Below are 16,477 nucleotides of genomic sequence, written 5' to 3'. Positions count from 1 at the left end.
TGTGGGTGGGATCCACAGGGGTTAGGGAGTGAGACGTGTACCGGGTGTTCGAGGCACTCGACGAGCTCGTCACGATCGTCGAGGAAGCGCGCGGAGTACCGATGACCTCGGGCTGCGTCGTGCCGCGCGGTGATGTGCTCGAACTGCTCGACGACGTGCGCGATGCCATTCCCGCGGAGCTGGACGACGCGCAGGACGTGCTCGACCACCGCGACGAGGTCGTCGGCAAGGCCAAGCACGAGGCTGAGTCCGGGGTGTCGAAGGCACGCGCGGACGCTGATCGCATGCTCGCCGAGGCGCAGGCCGAGGCGGAGGCGATGCTGTCCGACGCGCGGGCACGAGCCGAGCGGATGATCGCCGAGGCGGAGGACCAGGCGGAACGGACCGTGGCCGCCGGTCGGCAGGAGTACGACGACCTGGTGGGTCGTTCGCACGCCGAGGCCGAGCGGATGATCCAGGCCGGCCGTGCCAACTACGAGCGCGCCACCGAGGACGGCCGAGCCGAGCAGGCCCGGCTCGTCAACGAGCAGGAGGTCGTCCGCGCGGCGCACGCCGAGGCGGCACGCCTGCTGGACGCCGCGCAGAGCGAGTCGATCCGGCTGCGGTCGGAGTGCGACGCGTACGTGGACGGCAAGCTCGCGGACTTCGAGGACCTCCTCGCGCACACGCTCAGGTCGGTCGGCAAGGGCCGCTCGCACCTGCGCGGACCGGCCGTCGCGGGGGCCGCGGCGCCGTTCGACTACGGTTCTTGACGAACCAGCTGGGCGCAAGGGGCGACTGAACGTGTGATTCGCGCTACGTCTTGCAGGTGCGATCACCTGCGGATTTCACGCGCGAGGCCGTCGTCCCGTACCCTGGACCGGCTGGACGTGGTAGGTCCCCGCCGGCAACAACCCGAAATCATGACTGAGCATCGTCACGCGTCCACGCGTCCCACAGCATCCAGTCCCTGGGTCATCGACACCAGGGACATCGGCCGTCGCGCCGGTCTGAGCCGACCCCTTGTCAGGTCGGTCCCCGGCGAAGGTGTGGGGCTGCTCGGGGTGATCGCGGTGCCCGAGAGCGGGGAAGTTGAGCTCGACCTCCTGATCGAATCGGTCGTGGAGGGCTTGCTCGTGTCGGGGACGGCGTTCGCCAAGGTCGCAGGGGAGTGCTCGAGGTGTCTCGAGTCGCTCACCGATGAGGTTGAAGTCCGGATCACGGAGCTCTACGCGTGGCCGGACAGCACCACGGACGAGACCACCGATGAAGACGAGGTCAGCCGGATCGTCAACGATCTGATCGACCTCGAGCCTGTGGTGCGGGACGCGATCGTCCTCGCGCTGCCGCAGGCGCCGCTCTGCGAGCCGGACTGCAAGGGGCTTTGCTCCGAGTGTGGTGGCAGGTGGGCGGAGCTCGGGCCCGACCACGGGCATGAGACGATTGACCCTCGGTGGGCCGCGTTGCAAGAGCGGCTCAGCGATGACAACAACGAGGAGAAGTAGTCGTGGCCGTCCCGAAGCGGAAAATGTCGCGTTCGAACACCCGTGCGCGCCGTTCCCAGTGGAAGACGTCTGCCGTGCACCTGGTGGCGTGCTCCAACAAGGCTTGCCGCCAGCCGAAGCCGCAGCACGTCGCCTGCCCGGCCTGTGGTCAGTACGCTGGCCGCCAGGTCGCTCAGCCGGCCTGATCTCCTCGGTTTCGTAGTGGGGGGAAAGCCGCCGCGCGCTCCGCAAGCCGACCGCGCGACTTTGTCCGAAGCGCTCGGCGTCCAACTGGACGCCGAGCTGCTCGGGCTTTCGCTCACCCACAGGTCGTACGCGTACGAGAACGGCGGCCTGCCGCCGAACGAGCGTCTTGAGTTCCTGGGAGACGCTGTGCTGGGGCTGGTCGTCACCGACCACCTCTATCGCACTCATCCCGACCTTCCCGAAGGTCAGCTCGCGAAGCTCCGTGCCAGCGTGGTGAACATGCACGCTCTCGCGGGTGTCGCGCGTGACCTGGGACCGGGCGGGCTGGGCGCACACCTGTTGCTCGGTCGTGGCGAAGAACTGACCGGCGGCAGGGACAAGGCGAGCATCCTCGCCGACGGTCTCGAGGCCGTCATCGGTGCGGTGTACCTGCAGTTCGGTATTGATACCGCACGAACGTTCGTTCACCGGCTGTTCGATCCACTCTTGGCCAAAGCTCCGCTTCTGGGTGCTGGACTGGACTGGAAGACAAGCCTGCAGGAGCTCACCGCCCAAGCCAGTCTCGGCGTCCCGGAGTACCGCGTGGACGACCAAGGGCCGGATCACCGCAAAGAGTTCACCGCAACGGTGCTCGTCGGTGGCCAGCCTTACGGCAAGGGTGATGGGCGCACCAAGAAGGAAGCCGAGCAGAAAGCCGCTGAAGCGGCTTATCATGTTCTGTCGGAGCGGGTCAAGGCCGAGCAGGAGTCGGTCCGATCCGCGAACGGACAGAACGGCGCCTCGGTGACGCCGCCAGGGACCCTCCCATCCGAGGAAGACTGAGACACGCAATGTATGCGACCAGGTACCGCACCAACCGCCGCACGCGCTCCGCTCGCGGCCCCGTGAACACCTCCCGCAACGGAGGCATCCAGGGACTTGTGCTGGTCAGGGACACGAGCCGCGCGGGTGTGTGGGTTCTCAAGCCCACCAAGCCGCAGGCCGCCGTGATCGAAGCGCAGCCCATCGACGAGGGCAAGTCCGAAGCCTGACGTGCCCGAACTCCCAGAGGTCGAGGTAGTACGCCTCGGCCTCGAAGCCCACGTCGCCGGCCGGGTCATCTCCTCGGTAGAGGTGTTGCACCCACGTGCCATTCGCCGGCACGACATGGGTTCCTTGGACTTCTGCGCGCGCTTGGCCTCGCAACCGATGGTGGCAGCCAAGCGCCGCGGCAAGTACCTCTGGGTCGAACTGGCCGACAAGGCCGCCATGCTCGCGCACCTGGGCATGAGCGGCCAAATGCTCGTTCAACCCTCGTCGGCTCCCGACGAGAAGCATCTGCGCGTCCGCTTCCGGTTCACCGACGGCGGACCAGAGCTTCGCTTCGTTGACCAACGAACCTTCGGCGGCCTCGCGCTGGCCGAGCTGGTCGAGGTCGACGGCACCCTCGTACCGGATTCCGTCGCGCACATCGCGCGCGACCCCATGGATCCTCTCTTCTCCCGCGATGCTGCCGTGCGGGCGTTGCGCCTGCGTCACACGGAGATCAAACGCGCGCTGCTCGACCAGACCCTCGTGTCCGGCATCGGCAACATCTACGCCGACGAGGCCCTCTGGCGTGCTCGTTTGCACGGCACCCGGATGACGGACAAGCTGACCAAGGTCAAGGCCGCCGAGCTGCTCGACCACGCCACCGACGTGATGCGTGAGGCGCTCGGGCACGGTGGGACGTCGTTCGACGCCTTGTACGTCAACATCAACGGACAGTCCGGGTACTTCGACCGGTCGCTGAACGCTTACGGCCAGGAGAACCGGCCGTGCAAGCGTTGCGGAGCGTCGATGATCCGCGAGCCGTTCATGAACCGCTCCTCGTACTCCTGCCCGCGCTGTCAACCGCGCCCGCGCAGCTGAGCCAACCCTCCCCGTAGGTCCTGCGTCCTATTTGTGCGCTGTCATCCGCTTGAGCGGACTTCTCGCGCGCACGTTCGAACTTGCCTGAACGATCTCGAAGCCGTAACGCGCGTTAGACAGTACTGCGCACTGCGTAGTAGTGTTCACGGCGTAAGAGCGGGCGGGAGAGGCCATGGACACGAGTCAGCTGCTCAAAGGGGTGCTGGACCTGGCCGTCCTTGCGGTTTTGCGCAAGGACGACGGGTACGGGTACGACGTGGTGCGCAGACTGCGCGCCGGGGGATTGAACGAAGTGGGCGACGCGTCGGTGTACGGGACGCTGCGGCGGCTCTACAACGCGGGGATGCTGACCTCGTACGTGGTGCCGAGCGAAGAGGGGCCGCACCGCAAGTACTACAGCATCAACGAGACCGGGCGGGTGCGCCTGGCTGAGTCGAGGGAGACGTGGAGGTCGTTCGCCAGCACGCTGGACGGCCTGCTCGAGGAGGTCGCAGCATGAACACCCAAGCGCTTGGTGTCGAGTACTACCTGGCCGGGATGCGTGCGGCCCTCGACGACCTGCCGCCCAACGAGGTCGCCGAGATCATGGAGGACGTCGAGGCGCACGTCGCCGAGCTCTCCACCGAGCTCGGGGAGAACGAGACTCTCGAGCAGCGGCTCGGTTCTCCCGATCAGTACGCGCGGGAGCTGAGGTCGGCCGCCGGGTATCCGCCGCGGACCGAACGGCTGCCGGTCACCACCAAGGGGAAGTTGCTGACCAGGCCGCGGGTGGCGGCGTGGGGGCTGGCGATCGCCACGGGCGTCACCTTGCTCGCGGGGGCCACGGCTCTGCGTGAGCCGGCGATCCTGTTGCTGCCCGGCGTGATCCTGGTGCTCAGCCTCGCGCTGGTGAACGACCGCGGGGCGACGCAGGCCGAGATCATGGCGCTGCCCGAGACGATCAAGGTCAAGCAGTGGCTGACGCCGGAGGCCGGTACGCCGGCGGAACGGGCGTTGACCTACCTGCGGTCGTTGCAGCCCGCGTGGTGGTTGGTGCGGGCGGGTCTGCTCGGGCTCGGGGCGGTGTTGCTCGCGAGTCGCGACATCCTCGGGTTCCTGGTCATCGCCGGGATCGCGGTGCTGTCGGTGTTCGCCGGGCCGCGCGCCAAGACCGACCGGCGGTGGCTGTGGTTCAGCCTGCCGGCCTCGGCGCTGGCGGTCGGGCTGTTGTTCCAGGTGATCGACGTGACTGCGAACAACCTCGCCTACAACAACAGGTCGTCGTACCAGCAGGTGCCGAGCATGCAGTCGTACCAGAACATCTATGCGTACGACGAGAACGGCAAGTTGCTCACGAACGTGCTGTTGTACGACCAGGACGGCGATCCCATCAACGCCCCGCGCCAGTACAACGGCTGCGGTGGCGGTGACCCGGAACCGATGATTCCTGCTAACAGGTATCCACGGCCGAAGATCGACTACGAAAACGGTGTCTGTTACACGGTGGCACCGAGTGTGTCCGCTCCGTCATCGGTGACATCAACGACCAACACACCGCCGTCGAGTTCTGTTGTTACACCTTCCAGTTCGGTGTCACCTACTTCTGTGTCACCCAGCAAGTAATGCCTGGAGCGGGACCCGTCGGGGGGTCCCGCTCCTACTTGTTCTCCTGCGGTTCGGCCAGGTGGCGCAATATTGGCATGGCAGAGCGCAGGTGTTCTCTGTCTTCCGGCGAAAGTTCGGACATTCTTTCACTCAATAGTTCGGCTTCGCCGTGAGCGAGCGACAGGATCGTCTCGCGGCCGACTTCGGTGAGCACGACTATCGTCGCTCTGCCGTCGGCGGCGTCGGGCTCTCTTCGCACTAGGCCGGTGCCTTCGAGGCTGGTCACGACGGTTGTCGCGGTCGGCTGCGAACACAGCGCGCGCACCGCGATCTCGCCGATGCGCATCGGGCCGTGGGCGCTCAGTTCTGACAGCACCAATAACTGGGTGGGTTGCAAACGACGGGCCGGAGCGGCCTGTCGAAGACTTCGCACCAGCCGGTGCACGGCCACCACGAGTTGAAGTGCCTCGTGGTTGGTGACGGTGGTGGGCATCGTTTCTCCGCGCGCATGTGATTGTCCGAATTCGGACACGAACCCTGGCACTTTCCCTCATTCACGCTCCGCGCGCTATCCGCCAACTGCCGATAACCCATTCGGCCGTTGTGGTGACGCGGGGTGTCACAGCGCGCGTCCGGCACACTTAAATGTGCTGGTAAACGGCGTAAAAAGTGCAGTGAGGCTCACTCGAACGGGTGCCGCGCTGAAGCATGATTCAACGAGACAGATCTCTGTCGAAAGATGTGGGAAGGAGCACTTGTGTGGCCGGGCGGCGCAGTGCGTACCCCCGAACAGTCCACGCGGGGCCAGGAGCAGACTGGTGCGGTGAGTGCGAAACCCAGGCGTGGTGAGCTGCGGATCTATCTCGGTGCAGCTCCTGGCGTCGGCAAGACGTTCGCGATGCTGGGCGAGGCGCACCGGCGGCGGGAACGCGGCACAGATGTGGTCATAGGATTCGTGGAGACCCACGGCCGTGCGAAGACCTCTGAACTGGTCGAAGGCCTGGAAATCGTGGTGCGCAGGCACTCCACGCACCGCGGTGTCGAACTCACCGAGATGGACGTCGACGCGGTGCTGGCTCGCGCGCCCGAGGTCGCCGTCGTCGACGAACTCGCACACACGAACGCGCCGGGGTCTCGTAATGCAAAAAGGTGGCAGGACGTAGAGGAACTGCTCGACGCCGGGATTGACGTCCTGTCGACGGTCAACGTGCAGCACCTCGAATCTCTCAACGACGTCGTTCATCGCATTACGGGCGTACCGCAGCAGGAAACCGTGCCGGACGAAGTCGTGCGCAAGGCGAACCAAATACAGCTCGTCGATCTCACTCCCGAAGCACTGCGCCGCCGGCTCGCCCACGGCGACGTCTACGCGGCGAACAAGATCGACGCGGCCCTCGGCAACTACTTCCGCGTCGGCAACCTGACCGCGCTGCGCGAGCTGGCGCTGTTGTGGGTCGCGGACCAGGTCGACGTCGCCTTGCTGCGCTACCGGACCGAGCAGCAGATCACCGACACGTGGGAGACGCGCGAACGCGTCGTCGTCGCCATCACCGGTGGCAAGGAGAGCGAGACGCTCATCCGTCGCGCGCGTCGCATCGCAACGCGCGCGGGTGGCGACCTTCTCGTCGTGCACGTGCTGAGGGGTGACGGACTAGCGGGAGCCGACCCGCACGCGTTGACCAAGTACCGCAAGCTCGTGGAAGACGTCGGCGCTACGTTCCACACGGTCGTTGGTGATGACGTGCCAACGGCGCTGCTTGAGTTCTCACGAGGTGTGAACGCCACTCAGCTCGTGGTCGGTACGTCACGCCGTTCACGGTTCGCGCGCGCGTTCTCGGCAGGTATCGGTTCCACGGTCGTGCAGGAGTCCGGCGCGATCGACGTCCACATGGTCACGCACCCGGCGACGACCAGCGGCTGGCGGGCGCGGTTCGCGAGCAGTCCGCTCAAGCCGAGCAGGCTCGCGTGGGGCTGGTTCCTCGCGGTCGCCGGGCCAGCGCTGGTGACGGCGGCCGGCGCGTCGATGCGCGGCAGCCTGAACTTCTCCACCAACGTCATCGCGTACCTGCTGGTCACGCTGGTGGTCGCGATCGTAGGCGGTCTGGGCCCGGCGATCGCCGCCGCGCTGGTCAACGCGTTGCTGCTGAACTTCTTCTTCACCGAGCCCTTCTACACGTTCACCATCGACGCGCAGCAGAACGTGCTCACCTTCTTCGCGATGATCATCGTGGGCGTCTCCACGGCGTTGGTGGTGGACTACGCAGCCCGCCGTGCCACACAGGCAGCGCGCGCTCGCACTGAGGCCACGCTTCTCGCGTCGTACGCGCGCACCGTGCTGACGAACCCGTATCCGCTCGCACGGCTGTTGGAGAAGGTGAAGGAGAACTTCGGTCTGACCTCCGTCGCGCTGTTGGAGCGCGTCGACGGTGACTGGGAACGAGTGGCGTGCGTCGGCGTAGGCCCGTGCGACGAACCCGACGACGCGGACGTCGACATCGCGGTGACTCCCGAGGTGCACCTGGCGTTGCGCGGCCGGTCGCTGCCGGCGTCCGACCGCCGCGTGCTGGAGGCGGCCGCAGGCCAGGCACTGCTCGCGCTGAGGCAGCAACGCATGGCCGAGAAGGCCCTCGAAGTCCAGCGCGAGGCCTCCCGTTCCGAGCTGCGGACCGCGCTCCTGAGTGCCGTCGGCCACGACCTCCGCACGCCGCTGACCTCGATCAAGGCGTCGGTGGGCTCGTTGCGCGACCCGGAGCTGAAGCTGTCCGACGAGGACACCGCCGAGCTGCTCGAAGCCGTGGAGGAGTCCGCCGACCGGCTCACCGACCTGGTCAACAACCTGCTCGACTCGTCCCGCCTCGCCACCGGCGCCGTCGAACCGCAGTTCCGTGCCGTCGGGTACTACGAAGCCGTCGCACGGGCGTTGAGCGGCCTGAGCGGGGACATCGAGGTCGACGTCCCCGAGTCGCTCCCGCCCGTGCGCGCCGACCTCGGACTCCTCGAACGAGTGATCGCGAACGTCGTCGGCAACGCGCTGCGTTACGCGGGCGCGGTGGCGCTGCGGGCGTCGGCGCACGGCGACGAGGTGGAGCTGCGCGTGGTGGACCACGGCCGCGGGTTGCCGCGCGACACGGCGGACCAGGTGTTCGCCCCGTTCCAGCGCCTCGGCGATCGCACGCCGGGTGGCGTTGGTCTCGGTCTGAGCGTGGCGAAGGGCTTCACCGAGGCGATGGAGGGCACGATCAGCATGGAGGACACGCCCGGTGGCGGCCTCACCGTGGTGATCTCACTCCCGGTCGATGAGAGGGCTTCGTGACGAAAGTACTGGTGGTCGACGACGAGCCGCAGATCGTGCGCGCGTTGCGGATCAACCTCTCCGCCCGCGGCTACGACGTGCTGACCGCCCACGACGGCGCCACTGCACTGCGCCTGGCCGCCGACGGCAAGCCCGACGTCGTGGTCCTCGACCTCGGGCTGCCGGACATGGACGGCACGGACGTCATCGCCGGCCTGCGCGGCTGGACGACCCTGCCGATCATCGTGCTGTCCGCCCGCACCGACTCGACCGACAAGGTCGACGCGCTCGACGCGGGCGCCGACGACTACGTGACGAAGCCCTTCGGCATGGACGAGCTGCTGGCCAGGCTGCGTGCCGCGGTCCGCCGCTCGGCCGTCGCGGGCCCCGAGGACGAGCCGATCGTGCAGACCGCCTCGTTCACCGTCGACCTCGCGGCCAAGCGCGTGCTCAAGGACGGGGCCGAGGTGCACCTCACGCCGACCGAGTGGGGACTGCTGGAGGTGCTCGCGCGCAACGCCGGGAAGCTCGTCGCGCAGAAGCAGCTGCTGCGGGACGTGTGGGGACCTGCGTACGAGAGGGAAACGCACTACCTGCGGGTGTACCTGGCGCAGCTGCGGCGGAAGCTGGAGCCGGAGCCCGCGCGGCCGCGGCACCTGCTGACCGAACCCGGGATGGGGTACCGGTTCGAGCCCTGAACTAGGGCTTCGGGTCCGGCGCCGGAGAGGTCGGGCTCGAAGACGACGACGGCGGCGCGGTGCTCGACGACGCCGGTGAGGACGAAGACGCCGGCGGTTCGGTCTGCGAGGTCGGCGGGGTGGTCGGCGTCTGGGCCGGCTGCGACGGCTGGGCCGGATCCGTGGTCAGCTGAGGCTGGTCCGGCGTGCCGGGCTTCGGCTGCTCCTGCGGGCGCGCGGCCTGCTTGCGGTCCGGCTTGCCCGGCGAGGGCGCACCGGAGGACACCGTCACGACGACGGTGCTGGTGCTGCCGTCAGGAGCGACGCTGGTGATGGTCTGGACGATGTCGGCCGACGTGCGCTCCGGCGCCGCTTCCTTGCCGGACGCGGCGAGCATGGACGCCACCGTGGCGAACAGGGTCGCGACGACCACGCCGCCCGCGGCCAGCATCACCGCCGTGCCCGCGCGCTTCTTCTGGGCCGGTTCGGCCGGTGACTGCGGATGATCTTCCTCGAACACACCCATCTCCTCGTGGGAAACCCGGTCGGATGGACTTGCGTTCGAGTTATCGGCGGAAACGCACCAAAGCCTCAGTCACGCCACACCTTCGTGTAGCGCTGAGTCACTGGACGGTGACGGGCGTAACCCTAGCCCGCCGGATTCGTTGTCGTCGTGCTCGTCGTCGTGCTGGTGGTGGTCGACGACGTCGTGGTCGTCGTCGTGGTGGTGGTCGACGTCGGATCCGTCGGCTTGGTCGGCGTGTTCTGCGGCGGGTCCTCGGTGGTCACCGTCGTGGTCGTGCCGTCAGGGCGCGTGATGGTGGTGACGCGGGTCGACTTCTTCGTCGTCGTCGTGGCGTTGGCGGTCGTGGTCTCCGGGACCGACGACGACGTCACCTGGACCGACGAGGTGGGTGCGGACGTCGGCACGATGCTCAGGGCGTCGCGCACGGCCTCCTTGCGCGGCGGCTGCGTCGACGGTGTCTCGCTGGCGCTGTCCGAGCCTGCCGCGAGGGAGGCGACAGCGGCGAAGACGGTCGCCAGCACGACGCCGGACGCGGCTAGGACGACCTGTGGCGCGCCGCGGAAAAAGCGCGACCGCGAGTCAGGTTCCGGGCTCTCGTACACGAAGTTTCCCCTGCTCAACCGTCAGAAACCGAAGTTCTGGGTCCAGTAGTTGCCGCGGGTGTCGAGACCCAGGCCCATGGTGGTGAAGCTGCAGTTCAGGATGTTTTCGCGGTGGCCCTGGGAGTTCATCCACCCCTCCATCACCGCGCCGGGGTTGGCGTAGCCCATCGCGATGTTCTCGCCGCCGGGCTTCGGGTAGCCCGCTTCCTTCATCCGCCTGTCGAAGGTCCTGCCGTCCTTCGACGTGTGCGAGAAGTAGTTCTGCGTGGCCATGTCCGTGCTGTGGCCCTGGGCGGCGGTCGTGATGCGGTCGTCGATCACCAGCGCCTTGCAGCCCTTCGCGGCGCGCTCGTCGTTCACGAGCGCGAGCACGGCCTGCTCCGGCGACTGGCCGGACGGCGGCTGCGGGGGCTGGACGGGCGGCTTCGGCGCTTCAGGAGGCGTCGTCGTGGTGGTGGGAGCCGCTGACGACGAAGAGGAAGGCGGGGCGGTCGTCGTCGAAGAAGTCGTGGGAGCGGAAGACGACGACGATCCCGTGGGAGTGCCGACGCCCGTGTTGTCCGCGGGGGCCGGTCTGTTGTTGGGTGCGGCCGCGTTGCCTGTACCGAACTGGTTCGCTGCGTCGGTGGTCTCCTGCTGTGCGGCGTTGGTGAAGCTGATGCCGAGAGGAGAGGTCCCGGTGACGGCGAGACCGCCGATTCCGGTCGCACCGATCAGCAGGCCGAGTAAGAGGCTGCGGGCACTCACGGGTCGGCACCGTACCACTAATGGGTGACAACCCCAGAGTGCGTGTTCGGTCACCTCGCGTGACTACGCAACCATTCGGAGGTGGACGTGCGACTGAACGCCTGGGTGCGTGGACGGGTTCAAGGAGTCGGTTTTCGCTGGTGGACGCGAGCCAGGGCGCTGGAACTGGGCCTGGTGGGCAGCGCTTCGAACAGGCCGGACGGGCGGGTCGAAGTCGTCGCCGAGGGTCCGCGGGAGAAGTGTGAACAACTGCTGAAGGCTCTCCGTTCGGGTGAAACCCCTGGACACGTCGAATCTGTCGGTGAGCAGTGGTCGGAGGCCAGGGGTGATCTGACCGGGTTCGTGGAGCGCTGAACCTTTCCGAAAGGGGTGGCGTAGTAAGGGAGCGTGGACTCCGCCGAAGACGTCCTCATCCAGCTTTACGACCGCTGGAGAGGCCCGCTGCTGCACTACGTGCTGCGGCTGGTCGATGGCGACTATCAGCAGGCAGAGGACGTCGTGCAGGAGACATTGCTGCGCGCGTGGCGGCACTACGACGAGCTGAACCCGGACGACGCGGCACCGTGGCTCTACACGGTCGCCAAGAACCTGGTGATCTCCGGATACCGCCGCCGCAACGCACGCGCGACCGAGGTGCCGCTCGAACCGGTGGACCTGCCGCCGGTCAGCGACAAGGTCGAGCACGTGCTGCAGACGTGGCAGATCGCGTCGGCGCTGCGGGCGCTCACGCCCGAGCACCGGACGGTCGTCATCGAGCTGTACTACCGCCGCCGCACCGTCGCGGAGGCCGCCAAGACGCTCGGCGTCCCGCCGGGCACGGTCAAGTCGCGCTGCTTCTACGCACTGCGGGCGCTGCGCGACGCACTGGAGGAAAGAGGGGTGACCGAGGCGTGAGCTGCCAGCACACCGTCGACGTCGGCGCCTACCTCTTCGGGTCGCTCGACCTCAAGGAACGGTCCACTTTCGAAAAGCACCTCGGGGCCTGCGACGCGTGCCAGGCCGAGATGCTGCGGCTCGCCCCGCTGCCGGGCCTGCTCGGCCGCCTGAGCCTGGAGGACGTCGAGAACCTCGACGAGATCCCGGCCTGCCCGCCCGATCCGAACCGTCACCGCCGCGTGCTCATCGCGTGCGCGGCCGTCCTCACCCTGCTCGCGCTGGCCGGCGGCCTCTTCTTCCTGCGACCGGCACCGTCCTCGTCGGCGCCGATCTGGGCGGCGAAGGACTCGGGCACCGGCGTGGACGGTGAGGTCTCGATGGTCTCGAAGTCCTGGGGCACCGAGATGTGGTTCAAGCTCGGTGACGTGAAACCGGGCGCGCGTTGCAAGGTCATCGTGTTCGACCGGCAGGGGCAGCGGGAGATCGGTGGCTGGTGGGGTTCCGATCACGGGCCTGACGAGCGGATTCCCGGTTCCACGTCGTTCCGGGTCGACCAGATCGATCGCCTGGAAGTGTCCGACGAGACAGGACTGTTGGTTACTCTCCGTCCCTAGCGCTGTGACCGCCGGCAATCACCGCGTCTTCCACCGCTCAGCGCCCGTCTGACCGGCGGAATACGAGGTGAAGGCCGACGATCACAGCGCTTGGAAACGCAGGTCACGGCCTGCCTAACGCATCACCCGCAAGCGTTTGGGTACTCTGCCCCGCGTGCATCTCAAGAGCCTGACGCTGAAGGGCTTCAAGTCCTTCGCCTCGGCTACCACGCTGCGCTTCGAGCCCGGCATCACCTGTGTGGTCGGCCCCAACGGGTCCGGCAAGTCCAACGTGCTCGACGCGCTGCGCTGGGTGATGGGCACGCAGGGCGCCAAGGACCTGCGCGGCGGCAAGATGGAGGACGTCATCTTCGCCGGCACGTCCGGCCGCGCGCCGCTCGGTCGCGCCGAGGTGACGCTGACGATCGACAACTCCGACGGCGTCCTGCCGATCGAGTACACCGAGGTGTCGATCACCCGCCGGATGTTCCGCGAGGGCGCCACCGAGTACGAGATCAACGGCAGCTCGTGCCGCCTGATGGACATCCAGGAGCTGCTGTCGGACTCCGGCATCGGCCGCGAGATGCACGTGATCGTCGGTCAGGGCCAGCTCGCCGCGATCCTCGAGTCCAAACCGGAGGAGCGGCGCGCGTTCGTCGAAGAGGCCGCCGGCGTCCTGAAGCACCGCAAGCGCAAGGAAAAGGCGCTGCGGAAGCTCGAGGCGATGCAGGCGAACCTGACCAGGCTCACCGACCTCACCGCCGAGCTGCGCCGCCAGTTGAAGCCGCTCGGCAAGCAGGCCGAGATCGCCCGCCGCGCGCAGGTCGTCCAGTCCGAGCTGCGAGACAGCAAACTCCGCCTGCTCGCCGACGACCTGGTGACGCAGCGGGAGAACATCGCGCAGGAGGAACACGACGAGGCGAAGGCCCGCGAGCGCCGCGCCGAGGTCGAGAAGTCGTTGCAGACCGCGCAGTACCAGCAGACCGAGCTGGAAGAACGGGTCGCCGCCGACTCGCCGAAGCTGCAGGCCGCGCAGGACACCTGGTACCGGCTGTCCGCTTTGGAGGAACGTCTCCGCGGCACCGTTCGCCTTGCCGCGGAACGTGCCCGTCACCTGTCCGCGGACGTCGACGCGCCCTCGCGCGGCCGTGACCCGGACGACCTCGACCGCGAGGCCGAGGAGACCGCCGAGATGGAGCTGGAGCTCCAGGAAGGCGTGACCGAGGCGCGCATCGCGCTGGCGGAGGCCGTGGAGACGCGGGCCGAGCTGGAGCGCATGGTGTCGCAGGCGGAGAAGGCGCACATCGCCGCCGTCCGCGCGATCGCCGACCGCCGGGAGGGCCTCGCGCGCCTGTCCGGTCAGGTGGAAGCGTTGCGCAGCAAGACGAACGCGACCGCCGAGGAGATCGAACGCCTCTCCGTCACGGTCACCGAGGCCACCGAACGCGTCGAGTACGCCTCGATGGAACTGGCCGAGGCCCGTGAGATCACCGGCACCGAGGACGAGGACGACCACGGCCTCGACGAACGTCTGCACCAGGCTGTGCAGTCCAACGACGCGGCCAAGCAGCGTGTCGACGAACTCGTGAAGGCCGAACGCACCGCGGAACGCGACATCGCGTCGTGGCGTGCCCGCGTCGACGCACTCTCGCTGGGCTTGACCCGCAAGGACGGCGCGGGCGTGCTGCTCGCGTCCGACGTGCCCGGCCTGCTGGGTTCCGTTGCCGCGTTGCTGACCGTCGAACCCGGTTTCGAGGTCGCGCTGGCCGCCGCGCTGGGCCCGATCGCCGACGCCGTCGCGGTGGCGTCCGGTGACGGCGCACTGCAGGCGCTGAAGCTGTTGAAGGAGAAGGACGCCGGACGCGCAGGCGTGCTGATCGGCTCGCATGGGTCCACTGTGGACACCTCGCAGTGGGGCTACCTCCCGCACGGCGCGCGGTGGGCGATCGACGTCGTGCACGCCCCCGAGGCGTTGCGTCCGGCACTGGCTCGTGCGCTCGATCGCCTTGCGGTCGTTGACGATCTGGACACCGCGGCCCGGCTCAACACGCGTTCGGTGACCAGGGACGGCGACGTCTTCGGCGCGGACTGGGCGGTCGGTGGCTCCGGCGGTCAGGGTCAGAGCGTGATCGAGGTCCAGGCGGCCGTCGACGAGGCCCAGGAGGCCTTGGGCACGGCGGAACGCGCGCTGGAACACGCTTCGGCGGCGCTGGAAGGCGCCCGTGCCGAGCAGCAGGCCCGCCGCAAGGTGCTCGACGCGGTCAAGGAAGCCGTGCAGGAGGCCAAGGTCCGCCAGGCCCGCTCCGGCGAGCGGCTGAACCGGATGGCGTCCGCGGTGCGGTCGGCGGAGGCCGAGGTCAGCCGCATCACCGAGCAGCGCGCCAAGGTCGAGCGGTCGCGTGAGGAAGCCCTGCTGAAGCTGGCCGAGCTCGAAGAGCGGCTGCTGATGGCCGAGGAGGAGCAGACCCTCGACGACGAGCCGGACACCGAGCAGCGCGACCAGCTGGCCGCTGAGCTCGCTCAGGCCCGTCAGGCTGAGATGGACGCACGCCTGGTGCAGCGCACCGCTGAGGAGCGCGCACGGGCGTTGCAAGGCAAGGCGGACGGACTGCGTCGTGCCGCGCGCGCCGAGCGTGAGGCCCGCGAACGCCACGCCCGTGCGACCCAGCACCGCGCACGTGGCGCCGTGGTCGCGAAGGCCGTGGTCAGCGGCGGCGAACAGGCGTTGGAACGCATCGAGATCTCGCTGGCCCGCGCCGCCCGTGAGCGCGACCAGGCCCAGGAACGCCGTCAGCAGCACGAACTGCTGCTGACCCAGGTGCGCAACGTGGTGCGCGAGATGTCCGGTGAGCTCGAGAAGCTCGTCGACGCCGTGCACCGCGACGAGGTCCTGCGCGCCGAGCAGCGCCTGCGCATCGAACAGCTGGAGACCAAGATCTCCGAGGACTTCGGCATCGGGCTCGAAGACCTCGTCAACGAGTACGGCCCGGACCAGCCCGTGCCCGCGTCGGCGGCGGAGATGGCCGAGTACGAGGCCGCCAAGGAACGCGGCGAGCAGGTCACCGAGCCGCAGCCGATGCCGTACGACCGCGACACCCAGGCCCGCCGCGCCAAGCGTGCCGAGCGCGACCTTTCGTTGCTGGGCAAGGTGAATCCGCTCGCGTTGGAGGAGTTCGCCGCGCTGGAGGAGCGCTACAAGTTCCTCTCGACCCAGCTCGAGGACATCAAGGACACGCGCCGCGACCTGCTCACCGTCGTGAAGGAGGTCGACGAGAAGATCCTGGAGGTCTTCACGCTGGCCTACGAGGACGTGGCGCGCGAGTTCGAGATCGTCTTCAAGGTCCTGTTCCCCGGCGGCGAGGGCCGGCTGGTGCTGACCGAGCCGGACGACATGCTGACCACCGGCATCGAGCTGGAGGCCCGCCCGCCCGGCAAGAAGGTCAAGCGCCTGTCGCTGCTCTCCGGTGGCGAGAAGTCGCTGGCCGCCGTCGCGATGCTGGTCGCGATCTTCCGTGCCCGCCCCTCACCGTTCTACGTGATGGACGAGGTCGAGGCGGCGCTGGACGACACGAACCTGCACCGGCTGATCAGCCTGTTCGAGCAGCTGCGGGAACGTTCGCAGCTGCTGATCATCACGCACCAGAAGCCGACCATGGAGATCGCGGACGCGCTGTACGGCGTCTCGATGCGCGGTGACGGCATCTCGCAGGTGATCTCGCAGCGGCTGCGCACGACGGGCGACGAGACCAAGGCCAAGCGTGCCGAACCGGCCGAGGCTGCTGCGCCGGTCGAGTCTGTGCCGGTCGAGTCTGTGCCGGTCGAGTCTGCGGCGGCTGAGGCCGCGCCGGTCGATGCTGCGGAGTCCGCGCCGGAACCGGCGGAAGACGAAGCCTGAGAGGGCGGTCGGAGCGGTGCCTGGGGGGCTGTGACCAACCCCGACCGCGGCCTCTTACCACTGGCCGCGCCTGGCGCGGTGACCTTCCTCTTCGGGGAGAAAGGTCCCCCGACATCACCGTGCAG

At 68.2% G+C, this 16,477-nt stretch carries 18 protein-coding genes; 15 read left to right on the top strand and 3 right to left on the bottom strand.

Going from position 1 to position 16,477, the window contains the following annotated elements; genetic code table 11:
• The first annotated feature begins 35 nt into the window (after positions 1-35).
• From SK803_RS33735 to SK803_RS33700, 8 genes are all read left to right on the top strand, one after another.
• Positions 36-752, top strand: coding sequence for a DivIVA domain-containing protein (locus SK803_RS33735; protein WP_319970231.1), 717 nt, complete (start codon positions 36-38; stop codon positions 750-752).
• 150 nt (positions 753-902) lie between these two features.
• A complete protein-coding gene (locus SK803_RS33730) occupies positions 903-1,484 on the top strand; it encodes a YceD family protein (protein WP_319970230.1) in 582 nt (193 codons plus the stop codon).
• 2 nt (positions 1,485-1,486) lie between these two features.
• The gene (rpmF, locus tag SK803_RS33725; RefSeq protein WP_030467958.1) at positions 1,487-1,669 is read left to right on the top strand and encodes a 50S ribosomal protein L32; all 183 of its coding nucleotides are present in this window, start codon (positions 1,487-1,489) and stop codon (positions 1,667-1,669) included.
• 16 nt (positions 1,670-1,685) lie between these two features.
• Positions 1,686-2,492, top strand: a complete 807-nt coding sequence (gene rnc, locus SK803_RS33720; RefSeq protein WP_319970229.1) for a ribonuclease III — start codon at positions 1,686-1,688, stop codon at positions 2,490-2,492.
• A gap of 8 nt (positions 2,493-2,500) precedes the next feature.
• Positions 2,501-2,701: a hypothetical protein gene (locus SK803_RS33715; RefSeq protein ID WP_319970228.1), complete on the top strand. Its 201-nt coding sequence runs from the start codon at positions 2,501-2,503 to the stop codon at positions 2,699-2,701.
• A gap of 1 nt (position 2,702) precedes the next feature.
• On the top strand, positions 2,703-3,560 hold the full coding sequence (gene mutM / locus SK803_RS33710) for a bifunctional DNA-formamidopyrimidine glycosylase/DNA-(apurinic or apyrimidinic site) lyase (RefSeq protein ID WP_319970227.1): 858 nt from the start codon (positions 2,703-2,705) through the stop codon (positions 3,558-3,560).
• A gap of 172 nt (positions 3,561-3,732) precedes the next feature.
• Positions 3,733-4,059, top strand: a complete 327-nt coding sequence (locus SK803_RS33705; protein ID WP_319970226.1) for a PadR family transcriptional regulator — start codon at positions 3,733-3,735, stop codon at positions 4,057-4,059.
• Positions 4,056-5,162, top strand: a complete 1,107-nt coding sequence (locus SK803_RS33700; protein ID WP_319970225.1) for a DUF1700 domain-containing protein — start codon at positions 4,056-4,058, stop codon at positions 5,160-5,162. The genes SK803_RS33705 and SK803_RS33700 overlap by 4 nt, the downstream gene beginning before the upstream one ends.
• A gap of 34 nt (positions 5,163-5,196) precedes the next feature.
• Here the strand turns inward: SK803_RS33700 and SK803_RS33695 are convergent, their stop codons facing one another.
• On the bottom strand, positions 5,197-5,637 hold the full coding sequence (locus SK803_RS33695; RefSeq protein WP_319970224.1) for a MarR family winged helix-turn-helix transcriptional regulator: 441 nt from the start codon (positions 5,635-5,637) through the stop codon (positions 5,197-5,199).
• Between the two features lie 330 nt (positions 5,638-5,967).
• On the opposite strand from SK803_RS33695, the gene SK803_RS33690 reads away from it, so the two are divergent.
• The gene (locus SK803_RS33690) at positions 5,968-8,457 is read left to right on the top strand and encodes a sensor histidine kinase (protein ID WP_319970223.1); all 2,490 of its coding nucleotides are present in this window, start codon (positions 5,968-5,970) and stop codon (positions 8,455-8,457) included.
• The gene (locus SK803_RS33685) at positions 8,454-9,134 is read left to right on the top strand and encodes a response regulator (RefSeq protein WP_319970222.1); all 681 of its coding nucleotides are present in this window, start codon (positions 8,454-8,456) and stop codon (positions 9,132-9,134) included. Before SK803_RS33690 ends, SK803_RS33685 begins: the two co-directional genes overlap by 4 nt.
• Position 9,135: 1 nt before the next feature.
• On the opposite strand, the gene SK803_RS33680 is transcribed toward SK803_RS33685, so the two are convergent.
• Positions 9,136-9,633 (bottom strand): hypothetical protein, encoded by a 498-nt coding sequence (locus SK803_RS33680; protein ID WP_319970221.1) that lies wholly within the window; start codon positions 9,631-9,633, stop codon positions 9,136-9,138.
• Positions 9,634-9,786: 153 nt separating this feature from the next.
• Here SK803_RS33680 and SK803_RS33675 point away from each other — a divergent pair, with 153 nt between their 5' ends.
• Positions 9,787-10,290, top strand: coding sequence for a hypothetical protein (locus SK803_RS33675; protein ID WP_319970220.1), 504 nt, complete (start codon positions 9,787-9,789; stop codon positions 10,288-10,290).
• On the opposite strand, the gene SK803_RS33670 is transcribed toward SK803_RS33675, so the two are convergent.
• A complete protein-coding gene (locus tag SK803_RS33670) occupies positions 10,263-10,988 on the bottom strand; it encodes a CAP domain-containing protein (protein WP_319970219.1) in 726 nt (241 codons plus the stop codon). The two genes, SK803_RS33675 and SK803_RS33670, sit on opposite strands and share 28 nt — an antisense overlap.
• 81 nt (positions 10,989-11,069) lie before the next feature.
• Here SK803_RS33670 and SK803_RS33665 point away from each other — a divergent pair, with 81 nt between their 5' ends.
• The 4 genes from SK803_RS33665 to smc all read left to right on the top strand — a co-directional run bounded on the left by SK803_RS33665 (position 11,070) and on the right by smc (position 16,352).
• Positions 11,070-11,342, top strand: a complete 273-nt coding sequence (locus SK803_RS33665; protein WP_319970218.1) for an acylphosphatase — start codon at positions 11,070-11,072, stop codon at positions 11,340-11,342.
• 33 nt (positions 11,343-11,375) lie between these two features.
• Complete coding sequence (locus SK803_RS33660; protein ID WP_319970216.1) at positions 11,376-11,882, top strand: sigma-70 family RNA polymerase sigma factor; 507 nt, start codon at positions 11,376-11,378, stop codon at positions 11,880-11,882.
• On the top strand, positions 11,879-12,478 hold the full coding sequence (locus SK803_RS33655) for an anti-sigma factor family protein (RefSeq protein ID WP_319970215.1): 600 nt from the start codon (positions 11,879-11,881) through the stop codon (positions 12,476-12,478). Before SK803_RS33660 ends, SK803_RS33655 begins: the two co-directional genes overlap by 4 nt.
• 154 nt (positions 12,479-12,632) lie before the next feature.
• The gene (smc, locus tag SK803_RS33650) at positions 12,633-16,352 is read left to right on the top strand and encodes a chromosome segregation protein SMC (RefSeq protein WP_319970214.1); all 3,720 of its coding nucleotides are present in this window, start codon (positions 12,633-12,635) and stop codon (positions 16,350-16,352) included.
• The last annotated feature ends 125 nt before the right edge of the window (positions 16,353-16,477 follow it).

It is taken from the genome of Lentzea miocenica, from assembly GCF_033949945.1.
Classification (GTDB): Bacteria; Actinomycetota; Actinomycetes; order Mycobacteriales; family Pseudonocardiaceae; genus Lentzea; species Lentzea miocenica.
Note: the sequence above shows the minus strand (reverse complement) of the source record. Positions and strands in the feature narration are given on the sequence as shown.

Excerpts from the sequence above, each read along its gene's own strand:
- SK803_RS33730 (WP_319970230.1), top strand. The coding sequence starts at position 903 with ATGACTGAGCATCGTCACGCGTCCACGCGTCCCACAGCATCCAGTCCC.
- SK803_RS33715 (WP_319970228.1), top strand. The coding sequence starts at position 2,501 with ATGTATGCGACCAGGTACCGCACCAACCGCCGCACGCGCTCCGCTCGC.
- SK803_RS33705 (WP_319970226.1), top strand. The coding sequence starts at position 3,733 with ATGGACACGAGTCAGCTGCTCAAAGGGGTGCTGGACCTGGCCGTCCTT.
- SK803_RS33700 (WP_319970225.1), top strand. The coding sequence starts at position 4,056 with ATGAACACCCAAGCGCTTGGTGTCGAGTACTACCTGGCCGGGATGCGT.
- SK803_RS33695 (WP_319970224.1), bottom strand. The coding sequence starts at position 5,637 with ATGCCCACCACCGTCACCAACCACGAGGCACTTCAACTCGTGGTGGCC.